The 13,811-nt window shown below is 39.0% G+C and carries 10 protein-coding genes; 1 reads left to right on the top strand and 9 read right to left on the bottom strand.

Annotation, left to right across the window (positions count from 1 at the left end):
- Positions 1 to 3: 3 nt before the first annotated feature.
- The 7 genes from hpf to RCG25_RS04410 form a co-directional block, all read right to left on the bottom strand.
- The gene (gene hpf / locus RCG25_RS04440) at positions 4 to 552 is read right to left on the bottom strand and encodes a ribosome hibernation-promoting factor, HPF/YfiA family (RefSeq protein ID WP_308082479.1); all 549 of its coding nucleotides are present in this window, start codon (positions 550 to 552) and stop codon (positions 4 to 6) included.
- Between the two features lie 254 nt (positions 553 to 806).
- Entirely contained in the window at positions 807 to 1,523 is a 717-nt protein-coding gene (locus RCG25_RS04435; RefSeq protein ID WP_308082478.1) for a ComFC family protein, read from the bottom strand.
- A gap of 29 nt (positions 1,524 to 1,552) precedes the next feature.
- On the bottom strand, positions 1,553 to 3,040 hold the full coding sequence (locus RCG25_RS04430) for an ATP-dependent helicase ComFA (RefSeq protein WP_308082477.1): 1,488 nt from the start codon (positions 3,038 to 3,040) through the stop codon (positions 1,553 to 1,555).
- Positions 3,028 to 4,026: a nuclease-related domain-containing protein gene (locus RCG25_RS04425; protein ID WP_308082476.1), complete on the bottom strand. Its 999-nt coding sequence runs from the start codon at positions 4,024 to 4,026 to the stop codon at positions 3,028 to 3,030. Before RCG25_RS04425 ends, RCG25_RS04430 begins: the two co-directional genes overlap by 13 nt.
- A gap of 461 nt (positions 4,027 to 4,487) precedes the next feature.
- The gene (locus RCG25_RS04420) at positions 4,488 to 5,327 is read right to left on the bottom strand and encodes a DegV family protein (RefSeq protein WP_308082475.1); all 840 of its coding nucleotides are present in this window, start codon (positions 5,325 to 5,327) and stop codon (positions 4,488 to 4,490) included.
- 225 nt (positions 5,328 to 5,552) lie between these two features.
- Positions 5,553 to 6,239, bottom strand: coding sequence for a response regulator transcription factor (locus RCG25_RS04415; RefSeq protein ID WP_308082474.1), 687 nt, complete (start codon positions 6,237 to 6,239; stop codon positions 5,553 to 5,555).
- Between the two features lie 60 nt (positions 6,240 to 6,299).
- Positions 6,300 to 7,442, bottom strand: a complete 1,143-nt coding sequence (locus RCG25_RS04410; RefSeq protein WP_308082473.1) for a sensor histidine kinase — start codon at positions 7,440 to 7,442, stop codon at positions 6,300 to 6,302.
- Positions 7,443 to 7,721: 279 nt separating this feature from the next.
- Here RCG25_RS04410 and RCG25_RS04405 point away from each other — a divergent pair, with 279 nt between their 5' ends.
- Positions 7,722 to 8,360 carry a YigZ family protein gene (locus RCG25_RS04405; protein WP_308082472.1) on the top strand — a complete coding sequence of 213 codons (639 nt, stop codon included), beginning with the start codon at positions 7,722 to 7,724 and terminating at the stop codon, positions 8,358 to 8,360.
- A gap of 94 nt (positions 8,361 to 8,454) precedes the next feature.
- Here RCG25_RS04405 and RCG25_RS04400 read toward each other — a convergent pair whose 3' ends face one another.
- Together RCG25_RS04400 and RCG25_RS04395 are read right to left on the bottom strand one after the other, a co-directional pair.
- On the bottom strand, positions 8,455 to 9,519 hold the full coding sequence (locus RCG25_RS04400) for a glycosyltransferase family 4 protein (RefSeq protein WP_308082471.1): 1,065 nt from the start codon (positions 9,517 to 9,519) through the stop codon (positions 8,455 to 8,457).
- Positions 9,520 to 9,687: 168 nt separating this feature from the next.
- Entirely contained in the window at positions 9,688 to 13,773 is a 4,086-nt protein-coding gene (locus RCG25_RS04395) for a bifunctional 2',3'-cyclic-nucleotide 2'-phosphodiesterase/3'-nucleotidase (RefSeq protein ID WP_308082470.1), read from the bottom strand.
- Positions 13,774 to 13,811: the final 38 nt, after the last annotated feature.

The raw sequence follows: 13,811 nt of genomic DNA, 5'->3' as shown, positions 1-13,811 counted from the left end.
TCATTAATGTGTTTCAATTAATCCATAACGCCCGTCTTTACGCTTGTAGACAACGTTTGTACGGTTAGTATCTGAATTTGTGAATACATAGAAGCTATGACCAAGCAAATTCATTTGCAGTATTGCTTCTTCACTATCCATTGGTTTTAAATCAAAACGTTTTGTACGAACTAATTCAAGATCATCTTCGTCCAAATCAGTTACTTCTGTGTTTTCAGAAGTTGCAAAAGTAATTGGGAAGTCCCCTTTTTCGCGGAATTTACGATTGACCTTTGTTTTATGTTTGCGAATTTGACGCTCAAGCTTATCGGTAATCAAGTCAATACCTGCATACATGTCAACGTTTGTTTCTTCTGCACGTAAAACTAATTGTTGTAGCGGAATGGTTACCTCTACTTTAGAAGTTTTATCTTGATTGAATCTTAGATTCACGTTTACCTTTGCATCCGGTGCCTCTGTAAAATAACGCTCCAATTTAGCAATTTTCTTTTCTACATACTCTCTAATTGCTGGAGTTACCTCAATGTTTTCGCCACGCACGTTATAGTTCATGTGGACTCCTCCTTTAGTTAAGGCTATGTATTAACATTTCTATTTTACCCTATGATAATCCTGCTAAATCAGAACAATAATTTTGTCGAATTATTGACAAAAACAACAAGCAAATAGTGACAATGGTTAAAATCTCATTTGACTTAAGTGGTATTTTTTTCTAAAATGAATGGTTGTTCACTTTTATTATATTACTTCCTAGTAGATTTTGCTACCATTACGCTTAGTCGACGGGTTTGAATATGCTACTTACGTCACCTTGCCAGAGTCAATGATTGAATACTTTCAGCCCCTGCACTCTTTAGAAGCTTTGCTGCATGTCGGAGGGTAGATCCGGTTGTATAAATATCATCAATTAAAACCACTCTTTTTCCTGTTATATCTATTTCTGGTTCAATCCTAAAAACTTGAGAGACATGAATCCGTTCAGACCTTGATTTTTTCGATTGTTTTTCAGAGTGAACTCTGGTAAGTAGTTCCTGTGGTGCAAAGCCTGATTCTTCAATTAGAGCTTTTGCCTGGTTAAACCCACGTTCATAAAGCCGCTCTTCACTTAATGGAATAGGGACGAGAACATCCATATCCATTTTCGATAGTTCCTTTTGAACAAACTCAACAAATATCTTCACCAGTACATAATCTCCGCGAAATTTAAATTGGGCAATGACTTCTTTTAAAAACTCATTATAGTGAAAAAGGGAGTGATTTTTTTCGAGTAGATTTTTCCACTCCGAATCTTCCTCCCAGCGAAAGCAATCATAACACAGATCGCCAATGTGAAATTTCTCTTCGAGCAGGTGAAAGGGACGGCCGCAGATACGACATGCTTCTCCTTCCAGTTTTTCAAGTTTTCTTTCACATGTGGAGCAAATGTACTTTTCTATTTCAATTGAGAAGAGAGCTCTCCAACCTAAGATTGGCATAATTACTGAATGACAAATGAGACAATAATCAGATTGGAATGGATACATACCTTACTTCCTTTCTTTTGTATACCCCTTTATAAATCAAGCAAACCTCTTTTCTTCCCCTCCCGATTCATGGAGATAATTTGCTTCCTTGCCTTTAGCATTTCTTCGGTCTTGCCGTAATGAAAAAAAGTGACTACTCCATCAGGATGATTCTTGCTTCTTCCTGCTCTTCCAGCAATTTGGACAAGAGCACTTTCTGTAAAAATAGGATCCTCCGCCCCAACAACGGCCACATCGATATTTGGGAAAGTGACTCCCCTCTCTAGAATCGTTGTCGTTAAGAGTAAGGGGATTTGCTTATCTCGCATGCGTTGAACCTTCATCTTCCTTTCAGGGTCTTCAGCATGTACGGCCTCAATTTCAGTATTAATTTTCTGAAGGATGTTTAATGCTTTTTCCATTAAAGGAATATGAGGGAAAAATAGTAACACCTGTTTGCCTGCATGGAGACGTTTCTCTATCCAACGAAGCACAACGGCTGAAAGCTTGTCTTTTTTGAGTAATTTTTGCCAATCGCCACTCCAAACAAATTCTGGCACCGGAAGTGGATGACGATGAAATCTCGCTGGAATGGTAGTAAAATTTCTTTTCCCAGTACGGCATTCTCTTTGCCATTTTTCATTTGGGGTGGCAGTTAAGTAAATCATGGCTGAATTGGGTTTACGCGACTGGATGGCAGCATGCTGGAGGGATTTCTCCACAGTGTAAGGGAACGCGTCGACTTCATCTAAAATAATGACATCAAAAGCATGGTAAAAACGAAGCAGTTGATGTGTAGTCGCAATGGTAAGGGGAGCGAATAAGTGGCGGTCTTCACTTCCACCATACAGGGAGGCAATGGTCAGTTCTGGAAAGGCTGCCTTTAATCTGGGCGTGAGTTCTAGTACAACGTCTGTCCTTGGAGTTGCAATACAGATCCTTTTAAGAGCCTTGATGCCTGCCTCTATGCCCTCAAACAATACTTCTGTCTTACCGGCTCCACAAACGGCCCATATCAAGTGCTCCTGATTTTGCAAAATAGCCTCTACCACATGATTTGAAGCAGTCAATTGGCCAGCTGAAAGCTTTCCGTTCCAGGCCATGATGTTTTTAGGAAGCGGTATGTCAGGTTCAGGGCCACACCAGCCGATAAGCGGTGTACACTCGCTAATTCTCCCCATCATAAGACAGTGGCGGCAATAATGACACTGTTCTCCACACCTCGAGCATGGATAGGATGCAAACTTTTGCTGGTCTTTATTTCCGCACCGAGTACAGATGAACTTGTCTCCGCTTCTTTCAATCCCTTTTCGGTAGGTTATATAGCCATTTTGATAATGAGTTTGTATGTCGATGAGATGTATTGGGAGATCTTCAAGGAGAAGTTGTTTGCCACTTAGTAACTTTTGTAGATCGGGATTATAGGCGAATAGTGGATTGAGCGGCGGATGAGGGATCGTTGGAATTTTGGAGATGGGAAGGGATTCATCGTTTGTGAGGTCTGGGAGTATCAGTCCATTCTTTACTATAAAACGCATAGTTTCACCTCATTGGGTCGCAGGTGGTAGATTCGATCTCTCGTTTTGCCTGTAACTTGTAATTTTAATCTTTGAAGAATTTTTTGAGCCGTATCACTTGTAGGGAGATTAAGAAAGATTCGAAGTTCTGAGTTAGTAATGGTTGGCTTAATTAAGTAATAGTAATCACTAAGTGCGTCTATGTGGGCATCTTTCGAGGTTAGGGGGCATTTCGAACAAACCCACTTTCCTTTTTTATATTCCATAGGTGTATGAAGGCATTGTTCATTAGGACAACATACTCCACTAAGAATCTCTTTTCCTGTAAGCTTGTACTCTTCTAAAATTTTTATTTCCTTTGGACTATGATGGCTTAAGAGTAAGTTTCCTATATGGTTAAGTGCCTCCATATCAATCAGTTCTTTCTTAAATCGTTGCTCCAGTGCGTTAATTTTATTAAATAGGTCTCTTCCTTTGCATATTTTATTTAAATCCGTTTTGTCGTTGGAGGTGGTTTTCAGTATTGTATTGGTCGCACTCTTAAAAAAAACTAGGTAATCAACCGGCAGCAAATCGCAGCCATGTGACTTCATCCAGCCCCTTAAAAGAGATTGAAGACGTTGACCTTGGACACGTGGATCCTCAAAGGACTCTTCAGTGCCATCATGGTTGATTCGAATAAGCTGTTTGAATACATTATCAAACTGTAAAATCCCAATAATATTCTTTGCTTCAATAATTAGGATATGAGTACGGGAAATTAGTAACGCATCAATTTGGAAGTGAACACCATTGTGTTTTAATTGGAGATCATAAAAAATGAAGTATTTTTCTTGAGGGAGTTCTTTGAGGTAATTAGATAGGGCAACTTCACCCCAGTATCCTGCCCAACGTTTAGCCAGATCTTTTTCTAAAATTGAATGTTTACTATGACCTTTTATTAACCGTTTCTTTACTATGTTTGTCAATATGAGTCTCAGCGGTAAAGGAAGTTCTTTTAAAACCAATTGTATCGTCACTCCTTTTCTTTTTTTTTGATAAATTTCTACAAATGCTGGAAAAATTCCTTCTTAATTGTCGAAAGTTTTTTATTTTTGTTTGAAATATTTGGCTGGATAGGAGGGGATTCCGCGCGTTTGGACTGGTATTTCGCCAACCTGCTGTCTTATTCCGCCAGTTTTCTGAGGTATTCCGCCAACTCATAGCGTATTTCCGCCAACTTTCTCAATAATTCCGCCAAGACTCAATAAAGTGACCAATTACTATAAATACAAAACTAGTTTTGATCATGTTCGCTGCTGCATCCTAGCATGGGGATTCCGCGCGTTTGGACTGGTATTCCGCCAACTCATAGCGTATTTCCGCCAACTCTCACAATAATTCACCCAAACTCCGTTTTATATTACCTTTGTATAAAAAATAAAAACCATTCCGACCTGAAGCCGGAATGGCAGCATATTAAAGCATTTTATTTTTTCATCCAGCCCATCCCCATGGATCCTTCTCCTAGATGGGTACCGATGACTGCACCAAAATAACCAATAGAAAAATCTACGTTTGGATACATGGCGGCTAATTCTGTCCGCCACTCCTTTGCTTCTTCCTCACGATTGGCGTGGATAATAACGGCTTGATAGTTCCCACCTTGTAAGGCATCTTCGCCTAGCAGGTCGACCATGCGTTTCAATGCTTTCTTACGGGTTCGGATTTTTTCAAACGGAACAATCACCTTGTTCTCAAAATGTAGCAACGGCTTTACCTGTAGCAGACTTCCGATAAATGCCTTTGCACTTGAAAGACGCCCACCTCGCTGAAGATGTGCGAGGTCATCGACCATAAAGTAGGCACGAGCCGATTTTTTCATTTCTTCAAGCCTTTTCATAATGGACGCAGCATCTCTACCGCGTGCCGCCAACTCTGCAGCTTCAATGGCATAAAAACCTTGTACCATGCAGCTGATTTCTGAATCAAACGGATATACCTCAATGCCCTCAACCATCGTACTGGCCGTGACAGCGCCTTGATATGTACCGCTTATTCCGCTTGATAGATGGATGCTAATAACTGCATCGTACTCTTGGGCTAATCGTTCGAATAATTCAACAAACTGACCAATTGGTGGTTGGGAGGTAGTTGGCAGCTCTTTCGTCTTTACCTCTTCGTAAAATTCGCCTGCATGAAGATCCACTTCTTCCCGATATACTTCATCACCAAATATGACATGTAACGGGATCATATGTATATTAAATTTCTCTCGTAATTCCTTCGGTATGTAGGCGGTGCTATCCGTGACAACTGCCGTTTTCATATATTAGTTACCATCCTTGTCTTTTTAAACTGTTCGGTACGATCGCACTACAATTCGAACCTTCATGATGCCGCTCACATTAAAAATAATGAGTGATTATTCATTCCTAACATTATGTCTATTTTATATGAAAGTGAGGAAAATTGCATTATTAAAAGGAGCTATATAACAAAAATAGGACATGCTAACAAAGCATGCCCTACTTACTATAAAACTAAAAGTCTATTATCTTACTTCTACCCAGCCATTTTTAATAGCAACGACTACTGCTTGCGTACGATCGTTAACGTTCATTTTTTGCAAAATGTTACTCACATGGTTTTTCACTGTTTTTTCACTGATAAATAAGGCTTCACCGATTCCACGGTTACTTTTACCATCAGCAAGCATTTGTAACACTTCGCACTCTCTACGAGTTAGCAGGTGCAATGGACGGCGAATTTCATGTGTTGGTACGTAGCCACCGCCACTACCGGAAACGCCAGCTGCCAATCTGCGATATTCATTGACTAGATTGTGAGTAACCTTTGGATGTAAATAGGATCCTCCATCTGCCACAACCCGAACTGCTTCAATCAGGGCATCCGCGTCCATTTCTTTTAATAAGTAGCCACATGCTCCTGTTTTTAAAGCATGTGTGACATAATTCTCATCATCATGAATGGATAAAATGATAACCTTTGTATCAGGGTATTTTTCTACTAGCTCGCGGGTTGCTTCGACCCCATTCATTTGGGGCATATTAATATCCATAATGACAACATGAGGCTGGTATTCTTGCACTAGACCTAATGCTTCACTGCCATCATCGCCCTCTGCTACAACCTGGAATGATTTTTCAAACTCAAGTATTCTTTTAACGCCTTCTCTGAATAGTTGGTGATCATCGATAATGACAATTTTAGTAGACATTCTCATTTCCCCCTAATCCTTCTCAGTAATAATATTTTTTCAGTCAACGAATCTTCTTTTTTAATTGGTCAATGGTACTCGAATCCATACTGCTGTCCCTTTGCCTATTTTTGAATCAAAGGTGATATCTCCATCAAGCAAGTCAACCCGCTCTCTCATGCCAATCATTCCAAAAGACTCAGGTTTCTTAATAGAGGTGTCAAAGCCTCCCCCATTGTCTTTAATGAGCACGGTGATATCATTGTTGGTTATTTCTAGTTTCACCTTGATTTCACAGGCATTCGCGTGCTTGAGCGCATTTTGAACGGATTCTTGGATCATTCGAAACAACGCGACTTCGTACTTAGTTGGAAGCCTGCGCTCTAGGCCCAAATTCACAAATGTTATTTTGGAATTCTTATGATATTCTTCGATTGTTTGTAGATATTTTCTGAGGGTAGGTACCAAACCTAAATCATCCAGTGCCATTGGACGTAGGTCATAAATAATCCTTCTCACCTCATATAGTGCTGAACGCACCATTTTTTTGAAGCTATTGACTTCAGAGAAAGCTTCATCTGGGCCTTTTTCGCGAAAGACTCGCTCAATTAAATCCGAGCGCATGATAACATTGGCAAGCATCTGTGCTGGACCGTCATGTATTTCCCGTGACAATCGCTTTCTCTCTTCCTCTTGCGCTTCAATTATTTTCAAACCGAAGTCTTGCTTTGCTTTAGCATCTTCTAATACTTCACCGACTTGTTTTAAGTCACTGGTTAAATAATTCATAACAACGGAAATTTGTGAAATAAGCTGATCAGCACGATCAATCGTATCAATTAATCCAATAAGTCTTCGTTCAAGATCATCTCTTTTATCAAGCAGTTGTTTTTTATACTGCCAGTTAATCGATAGATCCATTTGTAACTGATGTGCTTTTTCGTAGGCTTCACGAACCTCTTCCTCAGTATAGTGTTTAAAATTCATACTGACCTCTGAAAGAGTCAAACGTGCTTCTTTGACCTGTTCTTCCAACTGGTCTCCCTCTTCAATAAGCTTAACCATCATTTGCTTAATATTAGCTAATTCATTTGTCATGCTCTCATAGTCATGACGGCATTTCTCACCAATACGAAAAATATCACTTTTACTACAGGTGACGGTATCAATCATTTCTTCACGAATTTCATCAATCGATTTCATATCAATTTGCTTAATTTTCATCACATTCCTCCGGGATTTTTTCCCTTTAGGCCTTACGCTTTATTTAACAAACTTTAGAATAAACCAATAAAAAACTTTTCTAGAAACCTCAATATGAGTCTGAAAGTAGTATAATATTAATATTATTTTTACTGCTTTATTCCTATTAAACTATACTTTAATAAAATAGAAAAGTATTTCACCCACTAGGCCTATTATAACATTCGAACTTTACTACCATATTAAAGGTATATTACAGCAATATTTTATATTTTTTCTTTTAAGGAAAGGAGCCCTTACATGCTGTCTCGATATTATACTGTAAAAACATTAGGAGAACATGAAATCAACATTCAAAAGTCCCGTTTTATTGCACATATTAACAGAGCTGAAACGGAGTTGGAAGCACAGGATTTCATTCAGGCGATTAAGAAACAACATTGGAATGCTACACATAACTGTTCAGCCTATCTCATTGGTGAGCATGATCACATTCAAAAGGCTAATGATGATGGTGAGCCAAGTGGAACAGCAGGCGTACCTATTCTTGAAGTTTTGAAAAAAAGAAAGCTAAAAGACACCGTTGTTGTCATAACCCGCTATTTTGGTGGTATTAAATTAGGTGCAGGTGGCCTGATCCGTGCTTACGGAAAGGCGACATCCGAAGGCTTAGACGCAATTGGTATTGTCGAAAGAAGACTTTCACAGATTATCCATGTGAAAATTGACTACACCTGGCTAGGAAAAATTGAAAAGGAATTGCGTGCCTCCGAATTCACCATAAAAGAAATTCACTATTTGGATGTGGTTGAAGTTGAAACGTTCGTAGATGAAAGTCAGGTCCAAAACTTTATGGATTGGATGGTAGAACTAACGAACGGCCAATGCACATTAACTAAAGGTGATACAATTTATCTAGAAGAAGATTTCTCAAGGTAAAACAGGTATGTCTTACTGTGGATTATAGTAGGTCTTTAGAAAGAAGGCAATTGGGAAAAAAAACGAAAAGGGGCTCATTTTTGAGTCCCTTTTACTATGATCGACCTTTTGCCGTACTCATTTTTAATGTTCGAACCATATTTAGTAATGGACGATGGTCCTTTCCCATTAAACCAATTTTTTCAGCAATAATCTCAATAGTTAGGACGACAATCCCAATTAAGAAAAGAGCTCCACCAATTCTGGCCTGGGAGTAAATGACTGCGACAAGTCCAAAAAATGCAGCCATGGCATAAATTAGTAACACGGTCTGACGGTGGGAATAGCCCATTCTCAGCATGCAGTGATGAAGATGGGATTTATCAGGTGCTGATAATGGCTGTTTATTGATAATTCGCCGGATAATCGCAAATAAGGTATCGGATATGGGAACGCCCAGAATAATAACTGGAATAACAAAGGAAATAAAAGTTACATTCTTAAAACCCAATAGTGAAAGAACAGAGATAATGAAACCTAGAAAAAGAGCTCCTGTATCCCCCATAAAAATACTGGCAGGATGAAAATTGTAAATTAAAAAGCCTAGCGTGCTTGCGAGGACGATTGACCCCACTGCCACCACGTAAAAATTCCCTTGAATAATTGCCATTCCAGAAATGGTAATTAAGGCAATGGACGAAACCCCTGCTGCTAGCCCATCGAGTCCATCAATTAAGTTAATGGCATTCGTAATCCCAACAATCCAAAGGATCGTAAATGGAATACTTAAAAGCCCAAACTGAAGCTGACCACCAAATGGAAGGTTAATAAACACCATTTGCAAATCACCTAAAAACACAACCGAGCACGCCGCTGCTAATTGACCGAGAAGTTTATACTTTGCCGGTAATTCAAACAAATCATCACAAAAACCGGTAATTACGATGAACAGACAGCCGATGAAGATGCCAATTGAGTATGGGTTATCTGGTCTTAATAGGAAGATACCTACCATAAAACTAATAAATATAGCTAAGCCACCTAGCCTTGGCATAATCGACTGATGAACTTTCCGATGATTTGGACGATCTGTCGCGCCAATGCGAAAGGCGAGTTTTTTTATAAGTGGAGTAATAAGAATGGAGACAAAAAAACATACTATCAAGGTAAGATACAGCATTAAACATCCTCCTTGTTTTTCAGTTTGTCCATTATTAGCAAAACGAAAACAATTAAAGGATAGTAATAAACGGAAAAAATACAAATAAATTCAGAAAGCCATTTGAGTATATTTTTGCAAAAAAAGAGGCAATCCCCTAAGGAATTACCTCTTTCAGTGGTGCATAGATTACTTAATCCATGCTCCATCTTTACCTAATTTGTATCCACCGATCGTTGTGTTAGCAGCCATACTACCATCAGCTTTTAGGTAGTACCACTTGCTTCCAGTGAATACCCAGCCAGTTTTCATTACACCGCTAGAAGCAAGGAAATACCACTTCTTGCCTGTGAATACCCAACCAGATTTCATATCACCGTTTGTTTGATCAAGGAAATACCACTTCGTACCATCCTTAACCCAACCAGTTTGCATTGCTCCGTGGACATTGAAGAAGTACCACTTACCATTTATTTTAGCCCAGTTAAGTTTCATATCACCGTTAACTGCATCTAAATAATACCAAGTGCCATTTTCTTTGTACCAGCCAGTTTGCATTACGCCGTTTTTATCTAAGAAGTACCATTTACCTTTAGATTTAACCCAGCCAGTTTGCATTACACCATCTTCATTATAGAAGAACCATTTGCCGTCTTCTTGTACCCAGCCAGTTTGCACCGCTTGGCCACTAACTTTTAGGATACGGCCTTCAATTGATGAAGTAACAGGTTGAGGTAATGATTTAAAGTATTCGATAAAACCATCTAAATCTGTCATTTTAGTTACGCGGTTTTTACCGGATTTAAGAACTGCAAATCCGTCGCCACCATCAGCCATAAAGTTATTAACTGTTATGCTGTATTCAGCTTGCGGATCGATTTTCTTACCATTTTCTAGGTAGATATCAAGAACCTTTTCACCATATGGCTTATCATCAGACCAAGTATATTTTAAACCTGAAATTGCCATGATTTTGTTATAGCTTGGTGGTGCTTGGAATTGTTGATTTAAGAAGGTTCTGATTTGCTCACCTGTAATTGTCATAGTGACCAAGTCGTTACCAAAAGGTTGAACCTTGAATAAATCTCCCCATGTAATAGTTCCTGCTGGAAGCGGGTTACGAATACCACCTGAATTCATAAATCCAAGCTGTGTTCCTGTAACTTTACGCATACCATCAGCAATTAAGTTACCTAGTGGTGATTCACCACTTTCATTTGCATCCTTACTGATTCCATCTTTTGTAGAACCAACAACTTGGCTAACGATTGGTTTGATATCTTCTTGGTACCCATCTAATTCAGCCTTAATTTTTGCATCAGCAGTAATTTTGCTATGAAGCGTGTCTACTACTTCTGCTTTCGTTTGATCCTTAACTACATCGCCTGTAACAGGGTCAATTGTTAAATCAATATCAGAGAATGCAGTGCCGTAAGACCAAGATTGAACTAATACTTTTCCATCGACATTGGTATTTAGATATTTGTGGTCATGTGCACCGTAGATTACATCCACTTCAGGATCAACTGCTTTAGCCATATCAACAACTTGTCCAGTAGCATTTGAGCCATCAGTATTGGATGAACCAGGATTGTGAGCAAGGACCACGATTGTTTTAACACCTTGTTTTTTCAATTCAATAACATTTGTATTAATTGCTTCAACTTCATCAGTGAATTTTACACCTGCAACACCTGCTGGAGTAACAATTAATGGTGTATCCTTCGTTACGACACCAATAAAGCCAACCTTGACGCCATCTACTTCTTTAATAGCATATGGAGGTAAGATAGGTTTACCTGTTTTTTCATCGACTACGTTAGCAACAGTATAAGCCATAGTTGAACCTGTAAACTTGCCATACTTCTCTTCATATTTCTTAGTTTTTTCGTTGTCACCGCCATTGATTAGACGCTTCATTTCTGTTACGCCTTCGTCAAATTCGTGATTACCTATTGTACCTACGTCAAAACCAAGTTCATTCATGAAACGAATAGTTGGCTCATCTTGCAATAATGCAGATACTGGTGGGCTAGCTCCTACAAGGTCACCCGCTTGTAACATTAGGGTATTAGCTGGGTTTGCTGCTTCTCTATCTTTCAAGTAAGCGGCTAACCATTCAATACCACCTGAGTAATCTACTACTTTACCATCTTTGTCTTTAATCGATCTCCAAGTATCAAGCTGACCATGGTAGTCATTGATTCCTAGTAATTGAACGTGAACATTTTGATCAAGAGCATACTGTTCAAAGCCTGAACCATCAGGAAGTGCCCCAACATCCTTCACACTTGGTGCAGATGTTAATACATCTTTTGCAGCTGGTGAAGATTTAAATGTTAGAGTTTTAGCAACTCCTCCAACAGGAGCGATTTTCCAGTTATTGTCTGCTACTGGATTAACCACTTTTTGCTCTTTAATGTAATCCATTAGAATTTGACGGTTTTCAAATGGAGAATCTACAACGATTGTTGCTTTTCCGCCCTTAGTTCCTGGGAAGTTACCACCGCCAGTTGCACGATAGTTGTTTGTAGCAACAATAAACTTCTTATCAGGGTCGATTGCTTTTCCATCCATATCAGTGAAGTTAATGATACGGTGAGAATCAGCATTTTTCACTGTTCCATCAAGGTAATTGTATCTTGCTGGCTTAGTAACATCAACTTGATACTTAACACCATCGATAACATCAAAGTTATATGGTTGGAAGCCATAATCAATTAATTCTTGAGCGTCAGCTTTGTTTGGATCAATTTGATTAAATTGTGATGCTGACATTTCTAACCATTCTTTTACTTCAGCACCAGTTAACTCAACTGCTTTTAATGTATTGTTATACAAGTAAAGGTCGTTGGCACTCTTAATAGAAAGATCACCTTTTGCAATATTTGTATAATCAGTTGCACCTTGTCGGCCTGCCTTAAAAGGTGCACCAGCAGAAATAACAGGAATATCTGCTAATTCAGGTTTGTTCGTTTTAATCCAATTTTTCACGTAATCAGCTTGAGCATTGTTTACGATTTGGATAGTTGGATCGTCCATTACACGTGAGAAGTAGCTGTACATTGATGTAGTAGTTTCACCAATTTTTCCGCGTACATAATCAAGTGTTGCTTGGTGCTCATCCTTCACTAAATCAACAATTTTTTCATCAGCTACAGTATCAGCTGTAACAGGCTTAGTGACTGATTTAGATTTCGTACGATCCGCTTTCCATGTGCCATCTTCTTGCTGTACTAATTCCAAGTCAAGAACACCTAAGTTATTACCCCAGAATCCAGCTTCAACTGCAGGTGTACCGTTGATTGTACCTTGCGTGTTATCAAGTCCTGGTAAATCTGGTTGATCAAGCTTTCCACCAACGTGGAACTCTTTACCGCCTGGGAATGCATAGTGTGCATGTCCGAATAATAGGGCATCGATGCCTGATACTTTACTTAGTGAGAATACTGCATTTTCTGCATCCTCTTGACCTTCGTTTGTCACGTCACAGCCAGAGTGCGCAATCGCTACGATTACATCAGCACCCTTTGATTTCATTTCAGCTACATATTTCTCAGCAGTTTTAACGATATCTTTTACAATTACTTTGCCTGCTAGGTTATCCTTATCCCATTGAAGGATTTGCGGAGGTGCGAAACCTACGATACCAACATTAACTGTTTGTTCAACACCGTTCTTATCCTTGATCTTTTTAGGGATAATTTGGTATGGAGTGAAATAATTTTCATCATTTGTTGGATCATTGTCACCATCAACTTTATAAATGTTAGCGTTTACAACTGGGTATGGAGCATTCTTTAAAGCAGTATTTAAGAAGCCTAATCCATAGTTGAACTCGTGGTTACCTACGATACCGCCATCATATTGTAATTCTTTCATAGCTTTGAACATTGGGTGTGTATCATTTTCAGTTAAAGGCTTAACTTTAGCAACATAATCTGCCATCGGATTCCCCTGTAGCAAATCACCTGCGTCGAACAACATAGAGTTACTAGCATCAACCTCTGATCTTGCTTGGGAAATTAAGCTTGCCGTTTTTGCTAGACCATAGTTGACACCTTTATCTGTGTCTTGATAATAATCGTAAGCCATTACAGCATCATGTAAGTCTGTCGTTTCTAAGATTCGTAGTGTTGCAGAATTACCAGATATTCCTTCAGCCTTTGCAGACTGCGGGAAAATATTCAATGGAACTACTGTAAGTGCTAGCGCAGTAGCTAGAGAACCATTAAGCATTCGTCTTTTCATGCTTCGTTTGATCTGTCTCTTCACACTTTTTCCGCCCTTCGACAAAAATATTTGTATTGCAA

Origin of the sequence: Neobacillus sp. PS2-9, assembly GCF_030915525.1 — a bacterium.
Classification (GTDB): Bacteria; Bacillota; Bacilli; order Bacillales; family Cytobacillaceae; genus Neobacillus.
Note: the sequence above shows the minus strand (reverse complement) of the source record. Positions and strands in the feature narration are given on the sequence as shown.

What these genes read in the sequence shown, in the direction of transcription:
- hpf (WP_308082479.1), bottom strand. Translation starts at nt 552, where the DNA reads ATGAACTATAACGTGCGTGGCGAAAACATTGAGGTAACTCCAGCAATT.
- RCG25_RS04435 (WP_308082478.1), bottom strand. Translation starts at nt 1,523, where the DNA reads ATGTATCCATTCCAATCTGATTATTGTCTCATTTGTCATTCAGTAATT.
- RCG25_RS04430 (WP_308082477.1), bottom strand. Translation starts at nt 3,040, where the DNA reads ATGCGTTTTATAGTAAAGAATGGACTGATACTCCCAGACCTCACAAAC.
- RCG25_RS04420 (WP_308082475.1), bottom strand. Translation starts at nt 5,327, where the DNA reads ATGAAAACGGCAGTTGTCACGGATAGCACCGCCTACATACCGAAGGAA.
- RCG25_RS04415 (WP_308082474.1), bottom strand. Translation starts at nt 6,239, where the DNA reads ATGTCTACTAAAATTGTCATTATCGATGATCACCAACTATTCAGAGAA.
- RCG25_RS04410 (WP_308082473.1), bottom strand. Translation starts at nt 7,442, where the DNA reads ATGAAAATTAAGCAAATTGATATGAAATCGATTGATGAAATTCGTGAA.
- RCG25_RS04405 (WP_308082472.1), top strand. Translation starts at nt 7,722, where the DNA reads ATGCTGTCTCGATATTATACTGTAAAAACATTAGGAGAACATGAAATC.
- RCG25_RS04400 (WP_308082471.1), bottom strand. Translation starts at nt 9,519, where the DNA reads ATGCTGTATCTTACCTTGATAGTATGTTTTTTTGTCTCCATTCTTATT.